The organism is Pyxidicoccus xibeiensis (genome assembly GCF_024198175.1).
Classification (GTDB): Bacteria; Myxococcota; Myxococcia; order Myxococcales; family Myxococcaceae; genus Myxococcus; species Myxococcus xibeiensis.
Genome location: NZ_JAJVKV010000014.1, coordinates 171689 through 196063, shown reverse-complemented (window position 1 = coordinate 196063; position 24375 = coordinate 171689). Strand labels below are relative to the sequence as shown.

Below are 24375 nucleotides of genomic sequence, written 5' to 3'. Positions count from 1 at the left end.
ACATCCAGCGCGAACGTCCGGCGCAGCAGTCCCGCCCAATCCAATCGCGGCGTGCGCTCCATCGTCGACTCCACCGTCGCAGCCGCAGGCCGGGCCCTCCTCCTCCAGCCCCGGATCCGCCCCCGCTTGAGGGAGCTGTACCGCACGACGCTCGACAAGCCGCAGATTCAATTCGAACGACCTGTGCCTGCATGACGCCAACGGGCAGGGGGGCATCGACCCGTCCACGGGACGGCCCGCCTACAACCCCCTGAACAAGTGGAACAGCGGACCGTTCTCCACCGACACCCAGGGCGGGGCCATGCACCTCACCAGCACGCCCAACACCCTCCAGACGGAGATGGGCCTGGCCGCCGCGGCCACCATCCCCCGGACGACGGGCAACGGCAACGCCACCAACCTCATCTGCTGCGCGCTGTACGGCGTTGAAGGGAAGGGGCGAGAGCATAGAGAGGCAGAGGAGGACCGCTGAAGAGTGCCGGAGAGCCGAGAGCCCCGAGGGTGTGCCCACCGCGCAGCTCTAGAGGGTGCACGCCTGCTCAAGCCGCCCGCCCACCGGACCGCCTGTTTTCAGAGTTACGCCGAGGCTCATGTAACCCAATTACGCGCAAGTGCGTACTGACCTCCGATTCCCCTCTCAGTCCCCATAATCGGAGACACCCACATGGCACCCGCGCCGATCACCAAGAGGCCGCCTCCCCCGCCCCCGCCTCCCCCGCCGCCGCGTCCGCCTCCCCCGCCACAGCGGGTGGTCACCGCGGCCGTCTCCAAGGCCAAGGTGGCGAGCGGGCTGAAGCTCTCCTCCGCGAAGCTGCGAAAGCCCGCCCCGGCCGTCTCCCCGGGCACGAACGCCGATACCTTCACGAGAAGCACACAGGGGGTCGGCGGGGCGAGCGGGCTGAAGCTCTCCGGTTCCGCGAAAGTGGGAAAGGCCACCCAGCCCGTCCCCGGGCGCGGCGTGACGACCGGGGTAACGAAACTCTCCGGTTCCGCGAAAGCGCCAGAGTACACCCCGACCATCTCCCCACTCAGCAGGGGCATCGGTGATGCCTTCACGGCGAGCACGAAGACCTGGGGCACCCTGACGGGCATTGCGGGACTCACGCCCAATCTCCGCAGGGTCCCTCAGGACGTTTTGTCCGCGAATCAGGAGGCTGCCCGCAGTCCTCCGTTCGCCACCTGGCGGGCAGAGGTGGAGAGCAAGCACGGGAAGACCTACTCTGATCTCGACCTGCATCCCAGGTATCACACCAAGACGGGAAACCTGGCCCGTTACGCAAACAAGAACGTTCACCTCTACGTTCAGGAGGGGGGTGCGCGCATGTATAGACTCGACGGCTCACCCAACATGACCGCTAACGAGGTACGCGCAGGCAGGACGGTCAACATCGGCGGCCCGGGCGTCGAGACCGTCGACGGCGAGCAGAAGTTCACGGCCCGAACGGGCTCGGCTCCCCAACTGCCGACGCCTCCCGACAGGGTCAGGGAGATGGTGGAGCGTGGGGGAGCGGCGTTGAACGGCGCGGGGCTCCTCTTCGCGGCGGGCAACGCGCTCACGAATGCGCCTCGCCAGGTGGGCGAAACCGTCGACAGTCTGAAGCGGGGTGACATCGCTGGCGCGGTGAACAACGGCAGCCAGGTCGCGAAGCACGCGGCGAACCTCGTGGCAACGGGCGGTCAGCTCATCGAGGACGCCGGCAAGTACTTGCCCAAGGTGGTGCCACCCGCCGTCGCCAAGGCCGCGGGACGCTTCGTGCCGGGAGCGAACGTGGCCATCGCCGCGCTCGATACCGCGCAGGCCGTCAAGAGCTGGGCCGATCCCAATGCCAGCACTGGGAAGAAGGTGGGCGACACCATCACCGCCGCGGGGTCCATCATCGCGACGATTCCCGGGCTCAACTTCGTGGGCGGCGCGGTCGCCACGGGCTCCAGCCTCCTGACCAGCTGGCTCTTCCCCACTTAGGCACGCATAGGACGAATGGGAGGGGTGTTGAGGGAGTGCTCCCAAACCGATGCCCATGCTTCCTCCTGTGTGAGCGGAAGGATGGACCTGGATGCTCCAGCCAACGGCCGCGTGGAGCTGAACGGCTCGTTCCTGGCGGTGAACGGTCCAGTGTGCCCGCCGGGGCGCGCAAAGTCCGGGACTTCAGTCCGTGACGAGGGGGCTACAGCTGCCGCATATCCCTGGCGTTAATGCCACTCACAGCGGTTGCCGACGCAGCAGAGGAATTGCCCATCGCAGCCCGCTTCGCCATCCGGGCAGTAGGAGCCACATTCGGAGTTGCTGTTGTACACAGAAGTGGAACCGTTGCAGCGGTAGTAGAGGGTGCAGGCTTGAGCAGAGACCTCCGATTCCGCAGAAGGCGCGGGAGCCGGCTCCGACGGAGGGGGGACACCACCGCACGCCATGAGAGTGAATGCCAGGGCTGCCGCTGTTGCCATACGCAGAGTCTTCATGGGGTTCCTCCAGAGTGAAACCCCAACTCAGCAAGAGCTCATCAGATTGTCAATGACGGGAAGGAGAGCGGAGGGCTGAAAAGACGAAGGGCATAACAACGATAGGCGCACGATTGAGGGGGACGAGGGAGAGCAGAGAGAAGTATAGGACGGATAGGAGCCCTGTTGAGGGCGGCAGGCTGGTGAAGAGGGGCCAAGAAGGGCCGCTGGAGGGTGACACGCGGGCTGTGCGTCGGGCCGGAGCAGAGGCTGTGCCGCCCCTCGGGGCACATGCCGGCCCAAGCGGCCCAGCCAAGCGGCAGGCCGCAGGGGGGGCTTCCAGGTCACTGTGGGTGCTTGAGCTCAACACCACGCGCTCTGGGGTGGACCCTGTGCCGGGGCCCGCTTCGCAGGCCGTGAGGGCCATGCCAGGTGCTCCAGAATGGCGCGCCCCCACCGGGGGCCGTCAGCTACGCCAGCACCCGACGCCTGCCGCCACACCTCATGCAGGCCCACACGTCCAGCGCGAACGTCCTGCGTAGCAGCCCCGCCTGGTCCAATCGTGGCGTGCACTCCTTCTTCGGCTCCTCCACCGTCGCGGCAAACGACGGGCTCTTCTCCTCCGGCTCCGCCTTCTCTTGGGGAACGTCCCCCCGCTGGCCCTGGCCCCGGGCCCCACGCCGACAGGCCGTGTCCCCCGGCTGCAACGGGATGCGGAGGCCCAGGTCCTGTTTGCAAATAGGTCGAGGCGGCCCGGTTGTTCTCGGCGCATGGGGCGCAAGGACCTGACCGTTGCCGAGTGGGAGCGGCCTGCTCCCTTGCCGTCACCGCAGAGGCCGCCGGTCGGCCGCCCGACGCGCGACCACCGGAGGATGCTCGACGGCAGGTTCCACCTGCAAGAACGGACCTAGTGCGCCAGCTTGAGCGTCGCGACCCCCGCGACAATCAACGCGACGCCGAGATACCGGGCGAAGGACGTAGGGTCTCCGAAGTACAGCACCCCGACCAGGAACGTTCCGGCGGCACCGATGCCAGTCCAAACGGCGTACGCCGTCCCGATGGGGATGGAGCGCTGCGCGAGCCAGAGCATGAAGCCGCTGCAGCCCATGAACGCGACGGCGATGGCGACCCCGCTCCATCGGGTTCCGGGCTGCTGCGCCACCTTCAGGCCGAACGGCCAGCCAATCTCGAGCAGCCCCGCCAGGGCGAGATAGAACCAACTCATTTTCGCGCTCCTTGGGTTCGGAGGGCGTGTGCCCCATCCCCGTCTTTGCGCAGCACTTCACGGACACCGCGAAGCTCCATGCCGGTTAACGTACCGTCCAGACGGTTCGTTGGCAATATCCGTCACGATGGACTATCAACCGGCTGGACGGTAGGCGGCTCACGGAGGAGGCAAGAGCGCATGCCTGGACCACAACGCGATGCGGCCCGTACCCGGCGCACCCTCTTGAGCACCGCCGCGCGCGTCATCGCCGAGCACGGCGCCGGTGTGAGCTTGGACCTCGTCGCGCGCGAGGCAGACGTCTCCAAGGGGGGACTGCTGCACCACTTCCCCTCTCGCGAGGCGCTCCTGCTAGGCCTCGTCGAGCACCTGGTGGAGGAGTTCGACGCTGCGGTGGCAAGAGCGCTGGACCCGGCGGATACCGCTCCCGGCCGCTTTGCGCGCGCGTGGATACGCTCGATTTTCGAGGACCTCTCCGACAGCAAGCTCGCTCACGAGCGCGCCACCCTCGTGGGCATCCTCGGCACGGTCCCGGAGGTGGTGCGCCGAATCCACGAAGAGGGCGAGCGCTGGAGCCAGCGCCTTGCGCAAGATGGCCTCGACGCCCAACGTGTCGTGCTCATCACTCGAGCGTGTGACGGCGCGACGATGGCCTCGCTCTTCCAACGACAACTCGGCACGCGCGAGCTCACCGAGGAACGAGACCTGTTGCTCGCCCTCACACGCGAAACGGGTCCGCTCGTAGACGTGTCCACCGGAGCCCCACCCCGCCGAGCAGCCCCTGGTGCGAAGCAGCGGACGAGCCGAGGCCAGAAATCGTGAGAGGCGTCCGCTACGGATCTGGACGAGTTCGCCCAGGCGCTCGCGTCGAGTGGGAGGGAGCCCCCGCAGGACTCAGGGGAACGAAATGCCACGGTCCACCTGGCGGATTGCTTTGGGAATCGGAGACCCTGTGAGTAGCCTGACGGTACGCGGAATGGACCGCCTGCGAGGCACTTCATGGAGTCCAACTCCCTCAATCCGGCAAGCCTGCCCTCGGGGACTCTCGTCGGCCGGTGGCGCTTGCTGGAGCCGTGCGGCCGGGGCACCTTCGGCGTCGTCTACCGAGCCGAGAGCGTGGACGGGACTCAGGGCGTCGTGGCCCTCAAGCTGGCCCTGCACCCCGGCGATGCGCGCTTCGTCCGTGAGGCCGAGCTGCTCTCCCGCATCCACCATCCCGCGGTTCCGCGCCTCCTCGACCACGGCCAGTGGCAGCCCCGCGAGGGCGCGTCCTACGCATGGCTCGTCATGGAGTGGATAGAGGGCGCAGCCCTCTATGACTGGGCCGTGGCGCAGCGCCCATCGTCACGGCAGGTGCTCCACCTCCTCGCCCGGCTGGCGCGGGCGTTGGAGGCCACGCATGCCGCAGGCGGCATCCACCGGGACGTGAAGGGCGAGAACATCCGCGTGCGAAGTGCGGACGGCCAGCCCTTCCTCATGGACTTCGGCTCCGGACACTTCCTGGGCGCTTCCACCCTGACGTGGGACTCGTGGCCTCCTGGGACTTCCGCCTACCGCGCTCCCGAGGCCTGGGGCTTCGTGCTGGGCCCCGGCAAGCCTCCCCCCGTCCCGTATGCGCCCGGCCCCGCCGATGACGTCTTCGCCCTGGGTATCACCGCCTACCGGCTCGTCACCGGCAAGTACCCGCCCTCGCCGCATCCACGGGGCGAGGACGCCTGGCTGTGGCACCCGGAGAAGCTGGCGCTCTGGACTGCCAGCACGAGCAACGCCCGCTGCACTCCGCAACTGAGCGCCCTGGTGTCCCGGATGCTCTCGCTGCAACCAGAGGCGCGGGGCCGTGCAGAGGAGGTGGCCGAAGCACTGGAGCGGGCCGCACGGAAGGCGGGGCCAGAAGCGGATGTGCCTCTCTTCACCGGCGAAGAGGCGAAGCCCGCGGGCCTGTTTCCTCCAGTTCAGCGCGTCACGGTGCGGAGCCCCCCTCGTGCGGCGAGGTGGCCCGGGCTTGTGGCGGCCAGCCTCGGTGCCTCCCTGTCCCTGGGCGTGGGAGTGCTGTGGAGCACGCGGTCCTTCGAGCTGCCCGAGCAGCCGCACGTCGCGGAAGGGGAAGAGGCGAAGGATGGCGGCACGATCGCCGCCGGAGACACCGCGCTGACGGCCCCAGTCGCGCCCGAGCGAGCCCCCTCCATGGGGCCGGCCATCCGGGCTGAGTTGCCGCCGAAGCCCTTCCCGGGTCAGCGGAGGCCCGCTGGTAACGGACGATGTCCCGGGAAGGAAATGGTCGCAATCAACGGCGGCTGCTGGGTGAAGTTGTCTGTAGAGCTGAAGGACTGCGAAGGCGCGGACGGCCTTGCATACAAGGGCGAGTGCTACGTGCCCGTTCTGGCACTGCCACGCCCTTCCACCTCAGGGCCCGCGAATCGCGACGACGCTCCATGACTCAGGGGCGCGTCCAGGAGCGAGGCCCGGGCCTCAGTCCCCGCCACGCACCGCCGTGAGCAGCAGGTCGTACTTGCCGCCGAGGAACGTGCGGAAGCCATGCTGGTGCAGATAGCGCCGGTAGAAAGACAGGTCCTTCACCAGCAGGGACAGGTCCGGCTCGCGCAGGTTGCGCACGCGCGCGCCGTAGACCACCTCCCCATCCCGGAAGCGCGAGTTGGGGAAGCCGAGGACGAACGCGGCCCGGGGCTCCACGTGCTCCTGCACCAGCCGTCGCAACAGTGCGTGGTCATCCACCCCGGGGCTCTGCAGCGTCCCCACCGACAGCACCAGGCTGAAGCGCCCCAGTCCCGCCGGCAGCGCATTCAGGTCCGCGAGCACGAACTCATGCCGCGCGTCGGGGAAGCGCGCCCGTGCTTCCGCGAGCGCGCTCGCGCCGTGGTCCACGCCGACGAAGGTGACGTCCGGCATCCCCTCCAGCCAGGCGAAGGCGGCCAGCTCGTCACCCCGGTTGACGCCCAGGTCCAGCACCCGCGCGCCGGCGTCCAGCCTGATGCGCCCGAGCGCCTCCAGCCACGGCAGCAGGAAGCCCGCGTCCTCCAGCTTGCGCACCCGCGCGAACTCCGAGCCCGCGCCGTAGCGCTCCTCCCGCGTGGGCGATTCCACCTCCGCGGAGGACGCTCCGCCCGCGTGCCACGAGGCCTCGGCGCCCAGCCGCTCGAAGGTGAGTGAGATGTGCGTGTCGTCCACCGCGCGCGGGGTGAGCAGCCGGCAGCCGAGCCCCTCCGCCAGGTCGCACCAGCTTCGCAGCGGCCGGTGCACGAGCCCGCCGAGCGGCCCCACGCGCTCCCCCGGATAACAGCCGCGCCCCAGGTCCGGGTCGGGGACTTCGATGCACGCCGTGCCCGCGCCGAGCGCTTCCTTCAGGTGGCGGAGCACGACGACGAGCGGCTCGTCATGGAAGCGGCGAGCCATCAGTCGTCGATGGCCTGGTAGGCCAGCGTCCAGAAGTCACGGAAAGGCCCCGGAGGCTCGGGAGAGTCCATCACCCGCTGGGTCAGCAGGATTCCGACCAGGTCCTCCTGGGGGTCCGACGCCCACGACGTGCCATAGCCGCCATCCCAACCGAACCGTCCAGGCACCAGCGAGACATCATCCCGCCGGGTGACGACGGAGACGCCGAAGCCCCAGCCGGTGTTGTCGAAGAAGCCGGGGAAGAAGCCGGAGACGGCCTTCTGCTCGAGCGTGAGGTGGTCGGTCGTCATCAGCTCGACCGAGGGCCTCGACAGGATGCGCTCGCGCCCGTGCTGTCCCTGGTTCAGCATCATCTGGCCGAAGGCCAGGTAGTCGTCCACCGTGGACACCAGGCCCGCGGCGCCATCCGGGAAGGCGGGCGGCTGGCTCCACTGGCTGTCGCCGACACCATCACTGATGACGAGCGCCCCCGACTCCCCGCCGTCCGCGTAGCAGGTCGCCAGCCGCTCCTGCTTCTCCGGCGGCACGCTGAAGCCGGTGTCCTTCATGCCGAGCGGCTCGAAGATGCGCTCGCGGAGGAACGTCTCCAGCGGCTGGCCGGACACGCGCTCAATCAGCACGCCCAGCAGGTGCGAGCCGGTGTTGTACAGCCACCGCTCCCCCGGCTGGTACATCAGCGGCAGCGTCGCGAACCGGCGGAGCCACTCGTCCGGTGAGTGCGGTGACGCCGGCTTCGGCGGCCCCAGGGAGAGCTGGAGCTCTCGCACGGCCCGCTGGATGGGGTACCGGTCCGGCGGCGCCATCACCGCGCCGAAGCCCAGGCGGAACGTCAGCAAGTCCCTCACGGTGATGGGCCGCTGCGCCGGCACGGTGTCCTCGAGCGACCCATCGATCCGCTTCAGCACCCGGCGGTCGGCCAGCTCGGGCAGCCACCGCTCCACCGGCGCGTCCAGCCACAGCCTGCACTCCTCGACGAGAATCATCGTCGCCACGGCGGTGATGGGCTTGGTCATCGAGGTGATGCGAAAGAGCGTGTCCCGCCGCATCGGCTCGCCACCGAAGGCCTTCTCGCCAATCACGTCGACATGCGCCTCGCCCCGCCGGCCCACGAGCATGACGAGCCCGGGAACCTCACCACGCTCCACGTGCCGGGCCATCACGTCGTGCATGCGGACGAGCCGCGCCCTGGACAGTCCTCCGGTGCTCATCGTCCGCTCCCTTCGTGAAAGCCAGGCTGCTCTCCAGGCGGCCCGGCGGAGTCCGCATCATGCACGGCCCCGTGGGCGGTTGGCCGGTAACAATTGGCTGTTCTGCTCTGTCGTAAACCACGCTCTTCAGCCGCTCCCCCACTCCAGTCCGTGACGGCGCCCGCGTCCGTCGGCTTTCCTGCCCCTCATGAGCACACACATCGTCGACAACCCGTTCACTGGCGACGTCGCAGCGTCCGTCGAGCCCACCTCTCCCGCCCAGCTCGACGCCGTGCTGGAGCGCGCCCGGAGCGCCGCGAAGGCCCTGCGCGCCATGAGCGTGGAGGCGCGCGTGAAGCTGGTGCTCCGCGCCTGCGAGGTGATGGAGAAGAACACCGACGCCATTGCCCGCGACATCACCCGGCAGATGGGCAAGCCGCTGTCCCAGGCCCGGGGCGAGGTGGGCGGCATGGCCGGCCGGCTGCGCCACATGGCCTCCATCGCCGCCGAGTCGCTCGCGGACATCGTCCTGCCGCCCAAGGACAACTTCGAGCGCCGCATCGCGAAGGAGCCGCTGGGCGTGGTGCTGGACCTGCCCGCGTGGAACTACCCGCTGCTCACCGCGGTGAATGCCGTGGCCCCCGCCGTGCTGGCGGGAAACGCCGTCGTCCTCAAGCACTCCCCGCGCACCCCGCTGTGCGGCGAGCACTTCGCCCGCGCCTTCGCGGAGGCCGGCGCGCCCGAGGGCACCGTGCAGGCCATCTTCCTGGACTACCCGGGCACGGAGAAGCTCGTCGGGGACGCGCGCATCGACCACGTGCTCTTCACCGGCTCGGTGCTGGGCGGGCACAAGATGCAGGCGGCCGCGAAGGAGCGCTTCCTGCACATCGGCCTGGAGCTGGGAGGCAATGACCCGGCCTACGTCGCGCCAGACTGCGACTTCGACAAGACGGTGGAGAACATCGTCGACGGCGCCATGTACAACGCCGGGCAGAGCTGCTGCGCCGTGGAGCGCGTGTACGTACACAAGTCCCTCTACGAGCGCTTCGTGGACGCCGTGGAGCCGCTGGTGCGCGCGTACATGATGGGCGACCCGGAGTCCGACAAGACGAATCTCGGCCCCATCGCCCAGCCGTGGCACCCGGCGGAGCTGCAGGCCTTCGTCCAGGACGCCACCAGCCGGGGGGCGAAGCTCGTCCACGGCGGCAAGGCGGTCCAGGTGAACGGGAAGGGACGCTTCTTCGAGCCCACGCTCCTGCGCGACGTGAGCGCGGACGCGCGGGTGATGGCCGAGGAGTCCTTCGGGCCGCTGCTGCCGATTGCGCCCGTCGCGTCGGATGAGGAGGCGCTGGCCCGGATGAACGCCTCGCGCCTGGGCCTCACCGCGAGCGTGTGGACGTCCGACCGCGAGCGCGCCGACCGGCTCGCCCGCCAGTTGGAGGCCGGCACCGTCTACATGAACCGCTGCGACTCGCTGGACCCGGCGCTGCCTTGGAGCGGCGTGAAGGACTCCGGGCGAGGGGTGACGCTGAGCGCGCTCGGCTTCGACTCGCTGACGCGCCCGAAGGCCCTGCACTACCGGCTGCGCTTCTGAGCCTGCCCGGACGCGGCGTGGGCGCCGGCTTCACCGGCCGGCGCCTTGAGCAGGGTGTCCCGCGGGTGTCAGGCTGAGGGGACGATGAACGTGTAGGGACGCCACCGTCCCGAGGTCTCCCATGCTGCCCGCTTCTGACTGGCGTCCCCACGCGCTCGATGGCGCCCTGCTCTGGTTCCACCGGAAGACGGGGACGAACCTCCGCTTCGACGGCCCCGGCACCCGGCACCTGCGCCGCAGGGCGCCTCGGTTGGCGCTGTTCGGCATCACCAACGCGTGCAACCTCGCTTGTGGCTTCTGCTCGCGGGACCTCCAGGCGCGCAGTGACTGGACGGTGGACTCGGCGTTCGACGTGCTCTCGGGACTGGCCCGCGCGGGCACGCTGGAGGTGGCCTTCGGCGGTGGCGAGCCGCTGGCGTTCCGGGGCTTCGATGAGCTGGTCCGCCGGCTCGCGACGGAGACGAAGCTCGCCGTGCACATCACCACCAATGGCACGCTGCTGAGCGACGAGCGGCTGGCGCGGCTGACGCCGTACCTCGGCGAGGTCCGCGTGTCGCTCTATGACGACAACGCGTGGGAGGAGACGGTCCAGCGCCTGGCCCGGTCGGGGCAGACCTTCGGCGTGAACATCCTCGCCACCCCGGAGCGGCTGGATGCGCTGCCTGCCATGCTGGACACGCTGGCCGGGCTTGGCTGCCGCGACGCCGCCGTGCTGCGCTACGTGGGGAATGACGCACGCCTCCAGCTCCGCGCGGAGGATGAGGCGCGGCTCACGGCGGTGATTGCCGCGAGCCCCATCCGCACGCGGCTGTCGGTGTGCTTCGGCGACGCGCTGGTGGAGGTGCCCCGGCTGTTCGGCGGCGACTGCGGCGCGGGGCTGGACTTCGTCACCCTCACCTCGGACCGGAAGCTGAAGGCGTGCTCCTTCCAGGGCGGGGGAATCCCGGTGGCCTCGGCGGAGGACGTGCTCGCGAGCTGGGCTGGGCGGCAGGAGGTGCTATCCGCTGCCTCGCCGCTGAAGGGCTGCGCTCGGGCAGGTATTGCGCGAGGTGACAGGCTGCCCGACGGCGTTCGCCTGTGGCGGGGCTTCTCCGGCAACAACAGCGGCGACTGCGTCCTGGTGGGGCGCTTCGAGACGACCCAGGAGGCCACGGACTTCGTCGAGGCGCTGCTTCCCGGCTTCGCCCGCGCACAGGCCTACTCGGCACACTGGGAGGCCCTGCTCACCGCCGAGGGCATCCAGATCGGCGAAGACGCGTCGTCGCCGGACTCCATCACCGCCATCGGCCGCACGGTGCTGATCCACACGGGCATGACGGTGGGGGACGACTTCGCCGCGCTGCGACACCTGTTGTGGAAGCGCGGAGGGCGCGTCGTTCACTCGGTCATCAATGGTCGCGACGGCCACATGCTCGCGGTGGGCTTCGGGGCGAAGGCGGAGTCGTCGCTCGAGCGCGTGGAGGCTGCGCTGGCCGTCGAGGAGCTCGGGACCTTCGTCCGACAGGGGCCCCACCTGTTCGGGCTCGTCGACTTCAGAGAGACGGGTGTGACCATCAATCCACTGCCGACGCCGAGGCGGGTGGCCCGATTGGGGGACCTGGCCCGGGAACATGGCGCGGTGCTCGCTGCGGAGATGGTGAAGCAGCTCAAGGAGGATGACCGCTTCGAGCAACACCTTCCCTTCCAGCCGCCGTCCTCGAGCCCGGAGCGCCTGTGGATCTCCTTCGACAAGCTGGAGTCCGCCGAGCGGTTCGCGCGGAGCCTGGGCGGCGCGTTCAGCGTGGCGGGCCCGGATGTCCTGGTCGAGGCGGACCACATCGGCTCCAGGCTGGGGCTCATCGCCCAGCGCCATGGAGGCATCAGCAAGGTCCTCACCAGCAAGCGTGTCACCGTGTTGGTCACGTTCGGAGAGGCGGACCTGGAGCCCGCGGAGCTCGCATCGCGCCTGCGGCCCTACCTGCGGCCCGAGGACCGGGTGGAAACCAGCGGGTCGCGCCGCTGGAGCACCCTGCACGTCGACACCCTGGAGCCGCTGCGGGTGATGCCCGCCGTCGTCGAGCGGGGGAAGCTGCTCGGCATGAGGACCCTTGTGGAGGTGGAGGCGGCGGACCCGCTGATGGAGGCCCTGCAGCGCATCCGCCAGGAGCTGGAGTCGGAGCTCAAGCGGCGCTAGCCGCGCGCCAGCTCCACCGCGAGCCGGGGCAGCACGTCTCCGGCGCGCGCCTCCACGCGCACGTCCGCCAGCTCCACGCCCCGGCACTCGCCGATGTTGAGGATGGCGATGGGCATGCGCCGCTCCGACGCGCGCACCAGGAAGCGGTAGCCGGAGAAGATGGCCAGCGACGAGCCCACCACCAGCAGCGCGTCGCCCTCCTCCACCAGCGAGAAGGCCGCCTCCACCGTGGGCGCCGGCACGTTGTCGCCGAAGAACACCACGTCCGGCTTCAGCGTCCCGCCGCAGGCGAGGCACTCCGGGACGTGGAAGGACTGGAGCACTTCCGAGGACAGCTCCGCGTCACCGTCCGGCCTCAGCTCCAGCACGTGGTGCTCGAAGCCGGGGTTGAGCGCGAGCAGCCGCTCCTGCAGCTCCACCCGCGCCTCCTGCGCGCCGCAGTCCAGGCAGCGCACCCGCGCGAGCGCGCCGTGCAGCTCGATGACTCGCGAGCTACCCGCTGCGTGGTGCAGCCGGTCCACGTTCTGGGTGATGAGCCCCGGCACCAGGCCGTCGCGCTCCATCGCCACCAGCGCGTGGTGCGCGGCATTGGGCCTGGCCTGCGAGAAGCGAGGCCAGCCGAGCAGGCTCCGCGCCCAGTAGCGCGCGCGAATCTCCGGGCGGTTGAGGAACTCGCGGTGCTGGATGGGATTCCGGGCCCGTGCCCGCGTCCCCGGCCCGCGGTAGTCCGGGATGCCCGACTCGGTGCTGCAGCCGGCGCCTGTCAGCACCGTAATCCGGCGGCCACGCAGCACGGAGGCCAGGGCGTCCACGGCCCCGGTTGCTTCGGGGGCAGGCAGGGCGTCGAGCGGAGAGGTCATCGCGGCCTACATATAATGATGCGGGCCTGGCGCCGCTGGAGACGCGCACTCCCGACACCCATGTACGCCAGTGTCGTCAGGGAGGGCGGGCGGACAGGCGCCGCAGGAAGGTGGGCGCGACGAGGAAGACGAGCAGCAGGCGTCCCACCTGCACGGCGAGCACCAGCGACAGCGTGGCACGCGTGCCCAGCGCAATCGCGAGCAGCGAGTCGGCGCCGCCGGGTGAGGTGGCGAAGTAGGTGGTGAGCAGGTCCACCCCGCTCGCGGCCGACCAGCCCCACGCGAGCAGCAGGCAGCCACCCACCATGGCCAGCGCGGCCATCACGGCGACGAGTGCCACGCGCCGCAGCTCGTGCACGGCCGCGGCGTCGAACTGGCTGCCCACGCGCGCGCCGAGCACCCACAGCGCCAGCGGCAACACGCCCGGAGGCCACGCCCCCACCGGCACGCCCATCGCCGTGAGTGGAATGCCCAGCAGCACGGGCCCGAGGAAGATGCCCGCCGGCAGCTTCAGCCGGGCGCCGAGCCAGCCTCCAACGAGCGCCACCAGTGCCGTCGTCCCCCACGCGAGCCACGGGGGCGGTGCGCCGGGCAGCGCCGCCGCGCTGGCGACCCGCACGTCCGGCGAGTCCCCCACCCACCGCCCCACCAGCACGGCAACGAGGATGACGACGCTCAACCGCACGTACTGGAAGAGCGTCACCAGCCGTGAGTCGGTGCCCAGTTCCTCGCTCAGCGCAATCATCGCCGAGGCGCCACCGGGCATCAGGCCCAGCGTGGCGGTGCGCGCATCCAGGTGGCCCAGCCGCGCGCAGATGAGCGCCACACCCTGGGCCACGGCCACCACGCCCACCACGGCGCCGAGCGCGACGTGCCAGTGCTCGGCGAGCGCGGCCCAGGCCTCCGGCCGGAAGGAGGAGCACAGCGCGCCGCCCAGCACGGCCTGCGCCACCACCAGCAGGGGGCGCGGCACCGGCACGTGGACGGACAGCGAGAGCGCGCCGGCAATCGACACCAGCATCGCGCCCAGCAGGGCGCCCGCGGGCAGGTGGGCAGCCTCGGCCAGCGCGGCGCCGAGCAGCGACGCCACCGTGACGGCCGCCACGCGCCCGCGCGACGGGCCCGGCGCTCCAGAGTCCTTCGTCATGACAGCCGCGAAGGTAACAGCAGCGGACCTCCGCCGCGCGGGAGCGTGGGTCCGCGCACGCGGTGTCTGGGACCGGAGCACCGGAGCGTGCTACACGCCCGCCTCATGCTGCGCTGGCAATGGAAGAGCTTCCGGGAGCTGACCCTCGACGAGCTGTACGCCCTGCTCGCCCTGCGGCAGGAGGTGTTCGTGGTGGAGCAGCGCTCCATCTACCAGGACGTGGACGGGCTGGACGCCGCGTCCCTCCACCTGCTCGCCCATGACGACGCGGACGGCGTCCCCTTCCTCGCCGCCTACCTGCGCATCCTGCCCCCCGACGTGAAGTTCCCCGGCGCGAGCAGCCTGGGCCGGGTGGTGACGTCCCCCAGGGCACGCGGGCGCGGCCTCGGACGCGAGCTCGTGGAGCGGGGCATTGCAAGGCTCGACGCCGACTTCCCCACGGTGCCCATCCGCATCTCCGCCCAGCACTACCTCCAGCGCTTCTACGAGAGCACCGGCTTCCACGCCGAGGGGGACGTCTACGACGAGGACGGCATCCCCCACATCGAGATGGTCCGCCCCCAACGCCGCTCACGGTGAGACATATCGTCCGTGCGGACGTTGATGACGCACGTGGGCGGGCTTCCGGCGCTCCGTGCGGCTCGGGCTACACTTCCGTCACGGTCCGGGCGCGGGAGCCTCGGCGGAGGAGCGTGTTGGAAGTGCGTCATGGCCTCGCGATGGGAGCGCTGCTCGCGTTCCTCGTCTCATCCCAGGTGGCCTGCGTGGTGGGCCCCCGCTTCACCCGGTGCCCGGGCGAGGGCGGCCGCCCGTGGGTGCAGCTGGACAGCGACCACTTCACGCTCCAGACGGACCTGCCCTCCGACGAGGCGCGCAAGGCCATGGTGCAGCTGGAGCGCACGCGCGTCGCCATGCTCGCGGCCATGTGGCCCCACGTGCTGGGCCAGCCGATGCAGAAGCTCCAGGTCTACGTGCTCCGCGACGTGGGCGAGTTCGAGGGGCTCTACCCCCGGCGCGTGCGGGCCTTCTTCTTCAAGGGGGAGAGCGAGGCGCTCATCGTCCTGCCGGGCACTCCGGACTCGTGGGAGCGGCGCTTCTCGGGGCGCTCGGAGGCCTCGTCCTCGCGGCTGAACCACGAGCTGGCGCACCACCTCAGCACCTACGCCCTCGCCCGCCAGCCCCGCTGGCTGTCGGAGGGCCTGGCCGAGTACCTGGAGCTGCTGCGCCTGTCCGAGGATGGGACGACGGCCATCGTCGGCGGGCCGCACCTGGAGGCCCTCCATGAGGTGGTGTGGCGGCTGCGCTGGGTCGAGGCGAAGCTCGACAAGAGCACCCGGCGCAGACAGCCTGTGCCCTGGACGACGAGCCGGCTGTTCGCCTGGAACCGCGCCGAGGAACAATCCGTGGCCGAGGACGAGCGGGACCAGCTCGTCGCGGCGATGTACGCGGGGAGCTGGCTCATGGTGCACTGGCTCGTCAACGCCCGGCCCCAGGAGTTCGCCGCGTACCAGGCCCTGCTCGCGCAAGGCGTCGAGCCCGACGTGGCCCTGCGGCGCGCGCTGCCCGAGCTGGAGACCCAGGTGCTGGACAAGCTGCTGCTGGAGTACGTCCGCAAGCGCTCCTTCCCGGAGCGCACGGTGAAGGTGCCTCCGGTGGGCACCAGCTACGTGGAGCAGGTGCTCGACGACGCGGAGGTGCACGCCATCCGCGCGAAGCTGGCCGCGCTGGCCGCCAACATGGCCCCCCGGGAGCCCTTCATCCAGAACCGCAAGAAGCTGATGAAGGACGAGCTGGACGAGGCGCTGCGGCTGGACCCGAAGAGCCTGCTGGCCCTGTCCACGAAGCTGTGGAGTGCGCCCGAGGGCGAGCGGCCCGCCATTGCCCGCGCCGCGGTGGAGGCCTGGCCCGACGAGAGCGAGGCGTGGCTGCTGCTCGCCACCGCCCTGGGCTCGGAGCCCGAGGCCCGGGTGGAGCGCGAGGCGGCCTACAAGAAGGCCCTCGAATTGGAGCCGCGCAATGCCTACGCGGCGACGGGCCTGGCGTGGCAGCTCGTCACGCAGGGCCGCATCGAGGAGGCACTCCCCCTGGCGCAGTGGGCCGTCACGCTGACGCCGTGGAGCACCTACGCGCTGGACACATACGCCATGGCGCTCGCGGGCAGCGGCGCGTGCGAGGAGGCCGTCCAGACGGAGCAGCGCGCCCTCGAGCTCATCCAGGAGGAGGGCAACCCGGAGGTGGAGCGGGTGCTGACGGAGCGGCTGGCGGGGCTCACCGACGGGACGCTCTGCGCGAAGGCCGCGCCCGCGCCGTGAGCCGCTACTGCTTGCGCAGGCGGACGCGCTTCACCTTGTGGTCCGGCCCCTTGGTGAGAATCAGCCGGGCCCGCGAGCGCGTGGGCGCGATGTTCTGCGCCAGGTTGGGCCCGTTGATTTCGGCCCACACCGACTCGGCCATGGCCACGGCCTGCTCGTGGGTGAGCTCGGAGAAGCGGCGGAAGTAGCTGCGCTCGTCGCGGAACGCCGTCTGCTGCAGCTGGAGGAAGCGGTTGACGTACCAGTGGCGGATGTCGTGCTCGCTGGCGTCCACGTAGATGGAGAAGTCGAAGAAGTCGGACAGGAACGTGCCCGGCATCCGCTTGCCCTCCACCGGCCCGGACTGCAGGACGTTGAGTCCCTCCAGGATGAGGATGTCCGGCTGGCGGATGACCTTCGCCTCCTCGGGCACCACGTCGTAGACGAGGTGCGAGTACACCGGCGCCGTCACCTCCGGGCGCCCGGCCTTGAGCTCCGCGAGAAAGCGCACCAGGCCGCGCCGGTCATAGCTCTCCGGGAAGCCCTTGCGCTTCATCAGCCCGCGCTCGGTGAGGATGCGGTTGGGGAACAGGAAGCCGTCCGTCGTCACCAGCTCCACGCGCGGGTGGTCCGGCCAGCGCCCCAGCAGGGCCTGGAGGATGCGGGCCGTCGTGCTCTTGCCCACCGCCACGCTCCCGGCGATGGCGATGATGAACGGCACCTTCCGGGCATGGCCTCCGAGGAACGCCTGCTGCTCCGCCCACAGCCGCTGCGCCGCGGCCACCTGGAGGTTGAGCAGCCGGGAGAGCGGCAGGTAGACGTCCACCACCTCCTCCATATCCAGCTGCTCGCCCAGGCCCCGGAGCCCGTCGACCTCCGCCTCGGAGAGCGGCAGCGGCGTCGAGGCACGCAGGGCCCGCCACGCCTCACGCTCCAGGTCGATGAACATGGAAGCAGCCGTGCTGCCGGGTGCGGACATGAAGTGCTCCTCCAGGAGGATGGACACCGCGTCCGTCGCCTACCACAGCCCGGGCCCTCGCGCGCGGGCCTTCAGCCCTCCGTGGCCGGGTCCCAGCCGTAGAACCGCTTCAGCTCCTCATAGAGGCCAGGAGTCTTCTCCCGCATCTGCCGGGGCTTCTCGAAGAAGGACTCGGTGGCCACGGCGAAGAACTCCGCCTCGTTGAGCCCGCCGTAGTCGTCCAGCACCTGCCGCTCCTGGCGCTGCCCGTCCTGGAGCTTGCGGAAGTGCTCGCTCATCACCGAGCCCCACGCCTGGTAGTGCGAGTACCGCCGCAGCTCCGGCGTCCCGTCGAAGGCGCCGTCCGCCCGGTCCAGCACGTGCGCGAACTCGTGGGTGGCGGTGTCGTGTCCGTCCGCCGGGTTGCGCAGCCCCGCCACCACCGCCTCCCAGGAGAGGATGACGCTGCCCCAGTGCTTCGCCTCCCCCAGCACCGCGCCGGTGCGGTCCGGCAGCTTGAAGGCGGCGGGATAGACGATGACCTCCCGCAGGGCGTCGTAATACGCCAGGTCCAGGTGCAGGACGAGCTGCACCGCCGAGGCGGACACCACCACGCGAATCTCGTCGGTGATGGTGAGCCCGCCCGCTCCGACGAACTCCTTCTCCCAGGCGAAGACCTTGAGCTTGTCGAGGAAGGGCGTCTTCAGCTCCGGAGACAGCGTGCGGAAGAAGGGCACCCGCGCGTCCAGGTAGCCCAGCCAGGCCTCCGGGAAGGGGTTGCGCTGAAGGCGTCGGCGCCGGAGCTGGCGGAAGAGCGAAATCATTCACATGGCATAGCAGATGCCCGCCGGGCTCGCGTCTGGAGGTAGGGTTGCGCCCGTGGGCCCGGGCCGGAGGCCCCCTGGAAGACGGCACGGACGTGGCACGAGCAATGAGCGGACGAGTGGTGAAGTGGTGTGCGGCGCTGGTGATGGGCCTGGTGGCGCGGGGCGCAGAGGCCCAGGAGCCGGGGCGCGTGGTGGACGAGGTCGTGGTGCGCGGCCCGGAGAAGACGAAGCCGGAGACGGTGCAGGCGTACTCGCGGGTGGACGCGGGCGACGCCATCACCGACGACGACCTGACCCGAATCGAGCGGCGCCTGGTGGCCACGGGCCTCTTTCAAGAGGTGCGCGTCACCACCGAGCCCACGGGCACGGGCGGGGTGCGCGTCATCCTCGAAGTGGAGGACAAGGCGTCCTGGGTGGTGGCGCCCACCTTCGCGCTGTCGTCGTCCAACATCGGCGGCGGCGTGCTGTACGCGGAGAACAACCTGTGGGGCCGCAGCAAGAAGTTCGGAGCGGCGGCGCAGGTGAGCACGGCGGAGAGCGGCGTGTTCGCCGGCTACCTGGACCCGAACCTCTTCGGCCTGCCGCAGCTGCGCTTCAGCCTGGAGGGACAGCTGCGCAGTGACCGCGTGGACGAGTACCTGTCCGGAGCGAGCCAGGAGGACCCGGAGGTGGTGCGCCGCACGCGCCTCAACTCGGCGTCCATCAGCGGCGAGCTGGGGGTGATGCTCTTCGAGCGCGTGCGCGCGGCGGCGAAGTACCGGCTGATGAGCATCGACGCGAAGTCGCCCAGCGACGACGAGGAGGTCACCACGCAGGCCTTCTCGACGGGCCCCTCGCAGCGGGACACCTCGCTGCGGCTGATGGTGGGCGTGGACACGCGGCAGAACCTGCATGCCGTCATGGAGGGCCTCAACATCGAGGCCTCGTACGAGGTGTCCACCCCCGGCGTGTGGAGCGAGTTCACCTACCGGCGCTTCGGGCTGCTGTACCGGCACGGCCTGCGGCTGATGGGCGAGCACAACCTGGTGCTGCGGGGCGAGGCCGCCGCCGGCATGGACCTGCCCTTCCACCAGGAGCTGGTGCTGGGCGGCAACTCGCTGCGCGGCTTCCTCCACCGCCAGTTCCGCGGCGACACGCGGCTGTCCTTCACCGCCGAGTACCACTTCCCCCTCTTCACCGTCCGCCAGCTGTCCTTCCGGGGCGTGGCCTTCTCCGACTCAGGGCTGATGCTGTGGCGCGACATCCCCGAGGACCGCGAGCTGCGCGACGTGAATGGGCGCGTGGTGCGCGGCTTCCTCCCGGACGCGGAGGAGGGGCTGGACGGCGCCACGGTGGCGCAGGGGGTGGGCGCGGGGCTGCGCCTGTACCTGCGCAACGTCGTCCTCCCGCTGGTGGGCGTGGATGTGGCCTACGGCGTCAACTCGGGCGAGTTCCGCTTCTACCTCGTCGCGGGCGTGAATCCGACCTGAGCGCGCCGGGCCCTCGGTGGGTGGCCCCGTCCGGGGCACCTGTCAGCTGGGACTCCGGCCCGGCGTCAGGTGCCTCGCGCACCGGGCCCTGCTGCTTCACCTGTCGGGCTTTGGGTACGCTGCAGGGCCCCTTGCTCGCGAGCCACCGTCATGTCCCAGGAACGCTTCACGACCAGCCGCGAGGTGTACCACCGCATCCGCTGGGACCCGCGGCTCGATGCCCGTGAGTTCGTCATCGGCTACGACGCCCACCTCGAAGCGCTGGAGGAGATGCCCTTCGAGGCCTTCGTCCCCGATGGGGAGATTCCCTGGCACCGCGTCTGGTACTTCAAGCGCGGCCGCCAGGTGGTGTGGGACCGCAAGCAGCGCCTCGACCTGCTCGACTCCCTCACCCCGTCCGCCGAGGAGCCCGCCCCCGTGGCGGCTCCCGCGCGGGCGGACGTGGCACCAGCGCCCAGGGCCGCGCCCGCTGCCTCGCGAGAAGCCTCCGGCTTCACCCCGCTGCCGGCGTACCGGTTCGATGCGCGGACCTCCACGTGGGTGGAGTCCTCCGCCCAGGCCGATGACACCCGCCCGCGCCCCTCGCCCGAGCAGCTCACGCTCGTCACCTTCAACGTGCTGTTCGACCTGCACGACGCGGAGAAGCTGGCCACGGAGCGACGGACGCCCGCCACGCTCGCGCAGCTCCAGACGCTGGACGCGGACCTCATCGCCCTGCAGGAAGTCACCGCGCCCTTCCTCCAGGCGCTGCTCGCGGAGCCGTGGGTGCGTGAGGGCTACTGGCTCTCCGAAGGTCCGGGCGCCGCCACCGTGACGCCTTATGGACAGGTGCTCCTGTCCCGCGTCCCGTTCGCCACGCTGTGCCAGCGCGTCTTCACCCGGGACAAGCGCATCATCGCGGCCCGGCTCGCCGTGGCGGGCCACCCGCTGTGGGTGGCCACGCAGCACCTGACGAGCAACCACGCACCCTCCGGCGGCAACGCGCGGGCCTCCCAGGTCCGGACGCTCGTCGAGTGGGCACGCACGTTGGGGACGCAAGCAGAGGAAGGCGCGCCGGACGTGGTGCTGGCGGGTGACTTCAACTTCGGCGACGGCGAGCCCGAGGCCGACGCCTTCGCCGACGCGGGCTTCGTGGACGCCTGGCCCACGCTGCGACCCGGAGAGGGCGGCGAGACGTACGACCCCGCCCTCAACGCGCTGGCGGCGACCACCACCACCTCGGGCCGGCGGCAGCGGCTGGACCGGGTGCTGGTGTGCTCACCGTCCGGGAGGCTCACCGCGCAGGCCGTGGAGCTGTTTGGCGAGGCGCCCCTGAAGGGGCCTCCCGCGCCCACTGGAGCGGCCCTCTTCCTGTCCGACCACTTCGGCCTGCGCTGCGTCCTGCGCCGGGGCGACGTCCCCCAGGAGCCCGCGCCCTCCCGCCCCCGCGCGGCCCGGCTCGTCCACCACACGGCGGTGGTGCTCATCCCGCCCGACGAGGTGTGGGAGCCCATCCAGGCCCTGCGGCGGAAGCACGACGCGAAGTTCACCCGGTGGATGCCGCACGTCACGCTCCTCTACCCCTTCCTCCCCGAGGAGTCCTTCGACGAGGTCGAGGCGCTGCTCACCGAGGCGCTTCGCGACGTGAAGCCCTTCCAGGTGACGCTCTCCGGCTTCCACCACTTCGAGCACCGCGCCAACGTGACGGCGTGGCTCCGCCCGGAGGACAAGCCGTACGGAGCACTCCAGGCCCTGCACGCGAAGCTCGAGCAGGCCCTGCCCGAGTGCGACGACCAGGGCCACAAGTCCGCGCGCGGCTTCACGCCGCACCTCTCCGTCGGCCAGCTTCCCCGCGCCAGCGCCACCGACCTCGCGCGCACGCTGTCCGCATGGGAGAAGCACTGGCGTCCGCTCACCTTCGAGGCACGCGAGGTGTGCATCATCCGCAGGAAGGGGGACACGCCGTTCGAGGTCGTCCGGCGCATTCCCCTCGCGGGCAAGCAGCCCAGAAGCGCCCCCACCCCCGAGGACGCCCGAGCGACTGACACCCTCCTCCACGCCGCCCTGGCCCGCCACGGCGCCGCGGCGGCCCCCGAAGCCCGCGCCGCGCGCACGGCGGCGGTGGAGCAACTCCAGGCCCTCTGCACGCGTGTCGGCGCGGAGCTCCACCCGTATGGCTCGTACCTCCTGGGAACGGACGGCGCGGGCAGTGACGTGGATGCGGTGGCCATCGGCCCCGCGAGCCTGTTGCGCGAGGACTTCGCACGAGCGCTCATCCAGGAAGCAGGCCCCGCGTCCGCGCGCTTCGTGGCGGACGCCGCCATTCCGCTGGTGAAGCTCTCCCTCGGAGGCGTGAGCATCGACCTCTCCTATGCCAGCCGTCCCGAGGGCGTGGACCCCTGCCCTCCCGAGACGCTGCTGGCGCTGCACTCCGAGCGGCTCGACGTCCCGGGCCTCCGCTCCGTCCTCGGGCTGGCGGACACGCGGGGCCTGCTCGACGCGCTGGAGCACGCGGGAGCAGCCCCCGAGCGCTTCCGCACCCTGCTGCGCGCGGTGAAGGCCTGGGCGAAGGCCCGCGGCCTCTACTCCCACGCGCTGGGCTACCTGGGCGGCCTGTCCTGGTCCATCCTGGCCGCCTGGGCCTGCACGCGGATGAGCGAACAGGACGCCGGCTCGGACGCGGCGCTGCTCGCGCGCTTCTTCGAGACGTTCTCCACCTGGCGCTGGCCCCAGCCGGTGACGCTCACCCCGGAGACGGCGCGCTACAGCCCGGATGGCAAGCGGGACCTCCTGCCCATCCTCGCGCCCGCGGCGCCCCCCCGGAACACCGCGCGCAACATCTCGCGCTCCACCTCCCGCACGCTGCGCGACGAGCTGACCCGGGCCCGCGAGGTGGTCGCCTCCGCGCGCGCCCAGGGCACCGCGGAGTCCTGGGAAGCCCTCTTCGAGCCGCTGGACCGGACGTACAAGCCACCCGCCCGGCTGGTGCTGGCCATCGACGCGCCGTCGCCCGAGGCGCGTGAGGCGGCCGCTGGCTGGGTGCTCGGGCATCTCACCGCCCTGCTGTTCCGGCTGGAGGGAGACCGCCGCCTCTTCATGCGGCCCCTGCCCTCCCCTGGCCCCCATGCGCCCTTCGCCCTCGGGCTGGAGACGCGGAACGCCGGACACGGAGAGGTCGTCCTGCGCCGGTATGGCTTCCTCTTCGAGGCGGTGGAGGACTTCCGCACCTCGTTCCACGAGTGGAACCACCGTCCCGAGGGCACCTCGCTCCGGGTGGACCTGGTGGAGGACTGACGTCCCTCAGCCGCGCGCCATCACCGTCTGCTCCAGCAGCCGCAGTGACACGCGCAGGTCCGACGAGGCCTCGGCGGGCAGCGCGCTCCGGGCCCGCGCCAGGCGTCGCCGTGCGGCCTCCAGCGCCACCTCCGCCTCGCGGCTGCCGGGCACGCCCGTCCGCGCCACCGCGGCCTCCACGCTGGCCCGCAGCATGGACGTCAGTCCGCGCAGGCTCGGGTCCGCCCGAAGCTCGGCGGAGGACTCCAGGGCGGCGAGCCCCTCACGCGCCGCGAGCACGTTGCCCAGCGCGGCCTGCGCCGCGGCCAGGTGCGCGGAGAAGCGGAGCGTGTGCCAGCGCGACACCCGCTCCAGCATGCCAATGGCCTCCATCAGGACGAACTGGGCCAGCTCCGGCCGGCCTCGCACCAGCAGCGCGCGTCCCTGCTCGCCCAGCGCAACACCCTCCAGCAGCCGCATGCCGAGCTGCCGCCCGGTGCGCGCCACTGCCTCCAGGTGCTCACAGGCCCGCGCCGCCTCGCCGCGCTCCAGCAGGAAGCAGCCCAGGTTGAGGCGGGCCAGGGCGTGGGTCTTCCGGTTGCCCTCCCGGGTACTCTTCGCCATCGCCTCGTCCAGCAGGGCCAGCGCCTTGTCCAGGTCCCCGGCCTCGCCGGATGCGAGCGCGCCGTTGACGAGCAAGCAGCTCTCGCACGTGGTGTCCTCCACCGCGAGGAACAGCTCCAGCGCGGGGCCCAGGTGCTCCACCGGCCCGCGCCCGGTGCCCTCTCCGGACAGCGCCGCTTCACGCTCGCTCGAGCCCTTCATGGGAAGCGCCCGCGGTCAGGGCCGCATGCGTTGGCGGCGTCACACGCGCCCCCTTCCGAACCGCAAGCCTTTGCTGACATTTGCTCCCCCCAAGACAATTACTGACAATTTCCAAGAAATATCACCAGAGTCGGAAATGCATCCCCATGGCCCTGGAGGCGGGTAGGCCTGTAATGCAGGGGACGAATGGGGGCTCCGGAGCTGCCACCCACGCTTCCCGAGGGGTGGAAGGGACACCCGCGCCCACGGGCACACAGGGCGTCCTCTCAATGACACCCCTCCAGAACAATGACATACCCGCTTGACGCGCAACCCCCTCAAGGCGCTCAATCCCTGGCATGACGACCAGGAACCCCTGTCTTCTCCTGCTTGTGATTGCAGGGAGCCTCGGCTGCGCGAGCACGGCGCCAGGGAGTCGGCTGGAGCGACAGGGCAAGCCCGCGCCGGGAGCGGAGCCCCGCCTGGTGGAAGCGCCCAGGCCGCCACAGGCCGACGGGCCCGGGCTGCGCTTCGACGTGCTGCCCCCGCGGGCCCAGGTCATCGTGAATGGCCGGCTGGTGGGCACGGCGGAGCACCTGCGCTCCGCGGGAGGCGTGCTGCTGCTCCCGGGCCTCCACCAGGTCAGCATCCGCCACCCGGGCCATGTGACGTGGCGCTCGCAGGTGGCGGTGGGTGAGCGCCTGGAGCCCCTCCAGGTGACGCTCACGCCGTTGCCCTGAG

Annotated in this window: 19 protein-coding genes; 11 read left to right on the top strand and 8 right to left on the bottom strand. The window is 70.9% G+C overall.

The features are described from left to right. Positions 1 to 301 precede the first annotated feature (301 nt). Both LXT23_RS40240 and LXT23_RS40235 read left to right on the top strand, forming a co-directional pair. Complete coding sequence (locus LXT23_RS40240) at positions 302 to 472, top strand: hypothetical protein (RefSeq protein WP_253985769.1); 171 nt, start codon at positions 302 to 304, stop codon at positions 470 to 472. 276 nt (positions 473 to 748) lie between these two features. Then, the gene (locus LXT23_RS40235) at positions 749 to 1963 is read left to right on the top strand and encodes a hypothetical protein (protein ID WP_253985768.1); all 1215 of its coding nucleotides are present in this window, start codon (positions 749 to 751) and stop codon (positions 1961 to 1963) included. 1380 nt (positions 1964 to 3343) lie between these two features. Here the strand turns inward: LXT23_RS40235 and LXT23_RS40230 are convergent. Then, positions 3344 to 3661 (bottom strand): DMT family transporter, encoded by a 318-nt coding sequence (locus LXT23_RS40230; RefSeq protein WP_253985767.1) that lies wholly within the window; start codon positions 3659 to 3661, stop codon positions 3344 to 3346. 180 nt (positions 3662 to 3841) lie between these two features. Here LXT23_RS40230 and LXT23_RS40225 point away from each other — a divergent pair, with 180 nt between their 5' ends. Both LXT23_RS40225 and LXT23_RS40220 read left to right on the top strand, forming a co-directional pair. Beyond that, positions 3842 to 4483: a TetR/AcrR family transcriptional regulator gene (locus LXT23_RS40225; RefSeq protein ID WP_253985766.1), complete on the top strand. Its 642-nt coding sequence runs from the start codon at positions 3842 to 3844 to the stop codon at positions 4481 to 4483. 177 nt (positions 4484 to 4660) lie between these two features. Next, positions 4661 to 6097 (top strand): serine/threonine protein kinase, encoded by a 1437-nt coding sequence (locus LXT23_RS40220; RefSeq protein WP_253985765.1) that lies wholly within the window; start codon positions 4661 to 4663, stop codon positions 6095 to 6097. A 33-nt stretch (positions 6098 to 6130) separates the two neighbouring features. On the opposite strand, the gene LXT23_RS40215 is transcribed toward LXT23_RS40220, so the two are convergent. Together LXT23_RS40215 and LXT23_RS40210 are read right to left on the bottom strand one after the other, a co-directional pair. Next, positions 6131 to 7072, bottom strand: coding sequence for a class I SAM-dependent methyltransferase (locus LXT23_RS40215; protein WP_253985764.1), 942 nt, complete (start codon positions 7070 to 7072; stop codon positions 6131 to 6133). Beyond that, complete coding sequence (locus LXT23_RS40210) at positions 7072 to 8280, bottom strand: serine hydrolase domain-containing protein (RefSeq protein WP_253985763.1); 1209 nt, start codon at positions 8278 to 8280, stop codon at positions 7072 to 7074. Before LXT23_RS40210 ends, LXT23_RS40215 begins: the two co-directional genes overlap by 1 nt. A gap of 187 nt (positions 8281 to 8467) precedes the next feature. Here LXT23_RS40210 and LXT23_RS40205 point away from each other — a divergent pair, with 187 nt between their 5' ends. Then, complete coding sequence (locus LXT23_RS40205; RefSeq protein WP_253985762.1) at positions 8468 to 9853, top strand: aldehyde dehydrogenase family protein; 1386 nt, start codon at positions 8468 to 8470, stop codon at positions 9851 to 9853. 121 nt (positions 9854 to 9974) lie between these two features. Further along, on the top strand, positions 9975 to 12026 hold the full coding sequence (locus LXT23_RS40200; RefSeq protein ID WP_253985761.1) for a radical SAM protein: 2052 nt from the start codon (positions 9975 to 9977) through the stop codon (positions 12024 to 12026). On the opposite strand, the gene LXT23_RS40195 is transcribed toward LXT23_RS40200, so the two are convergent. Both LXT23_RS40195 and LXT23_RS40190 read right to left on the bottom strand, forming a co-directional pair. Then, entirely contained in the window at positions 12023 to 12886 is an 864-nt protein-coding gene (locus LXT23_RS40195) for an NAD-dependent protein deacetylase (protein ID WP_253985760.1), read from the bottom strand. The two genes, LXT23_RS40200 and LXT23_RS40195, sit on opposite strands and share 4 nt — an antisense overlap. Before the next feature lie 76 nt (positions 12887 to 12962). Continuing rightward, positions 12963 to 14033 (bottom strand): AbrB family transcriptional regulator, encoded by a 1071-nt coding sequence (locus tag LXT23_RS40190; protein WP_253985759.1) that lies wholly within the window; start codon positions 14031 to 14033, stop codon positions 12963 to 12965. Positions 14034 to 14138: 105 nt separating this feature from the next. On the opposite strand from LXT23_RS40190, the gene LXT23_RS40185 reads away from it, so the two are divergent. Then, complete coding sequence (locus tag LXT23_RS40185) at positions 14139 to 14612, top strand: GNAT family N-acetyltransferase (protein ID WP_253985808.1); 474 nt, start codon at positions 14139 to 14141, stop codon at positions 14610 to 14612. Between the two features lie 122 nt (positions 14613 to 14734). Then, entirely contained in the window at positions 14735 to 16345 is a 1611-nt protein-coding gene (locus LXT23_RS40180) for a tetratricopeptide repeat protein (RefSeq protein WP_253985758.1), read from the top strand. A 4-nt stretch (positions 16346 to 16349) separates the two neighbouring features. Here LXT23_RS40180 and coaA read toward each other — a convergent pair whose 3' ends face one another. After that, positions 16350 to 17303 (bottom strand): type I pantothenate kinase, encoded by a 954-nt coding sequence (coaA, locus tag LXT23_RS40175; RefSeq protein WP_253985757.1) that lies wholly within the window; start codon positions 17301 to 17303, stop codon positions 16350 to 16352. A 71-nt stretch (positions 17304 to 17374) separates the two neighbouring features. Further along, a complete protein-coding gene (locus tag LXT23_RS40170) occupies positions 17375 to 18106 on the bottom strand; it encodes a M90 family metallopeptidase (protein ID WP_253985756.1) in 732 nt (243 codons plus the stop codon). 146 nt (positions 18107 to 18252) lie between these two features. Here LXT23_RS40170 and LXT23_RS40165 point away from each other — a divergent pair, with 146 nt between their 5' ends. Continuing rightward, the gene (locus LXT23_RS40165) at positions 18253 to 19578 is read left to right on the top strand and encodes a BamA/TamA family outer membrane protein (protein WP_407692943.1); all 1326 of its coding nucleotides are present in this window, start codon (positions 18253 to 18255) and stop codon (positions 19576 to 19578) included. A gap of 150 nt (positions 19579 to 19728) precedes the next feature. After that, entirely contained in the window at positions 19729 to 22851 is a 3123-nt protein-coding gene (locus LXT23_RS40160) for a poly(A) polymerase (protein WP_253985754.1), read from the top strand. Positions 22852 to 22857: 6 nt separating this feature from the next. Here LXT23_RS40160 and LXT23_RS40155 read toward each other — a convergent pair whose 3' ends face one another. Further along, the gene (locus LXT23_RS40155) at positions 22858 to 23655 is read right to left on the bottom strand and encodes a hypothetical protein (protein ID WP_253985753.1); all 798 of its coding nucleotides are present in this window, start codon (positions 23653 to 23655) and stop codon (positions 22858 to 22860) included. Between the two features lie 464 nt (positions 23656 to 24119). On the opposite strand from LXT23_RS40155, the gene LXT23_RS40150 reads away from it, so the two are divergent. Next, the gene (locus LXT23_RS40150; RefSeq protein WP_253985752.1) at positions 24120 to 24374 is read left to right on the top strand and encodes a peptidase associated/transthyretin-like domain-containing protein; all 255 of its coding nucleotides are present in this window, start codon (positions 24120 to 24122) and stop codon (positions 24372 to 24374) included. The last annotated feature ends 1 nt before the right edge of the window (position 24375 follow it).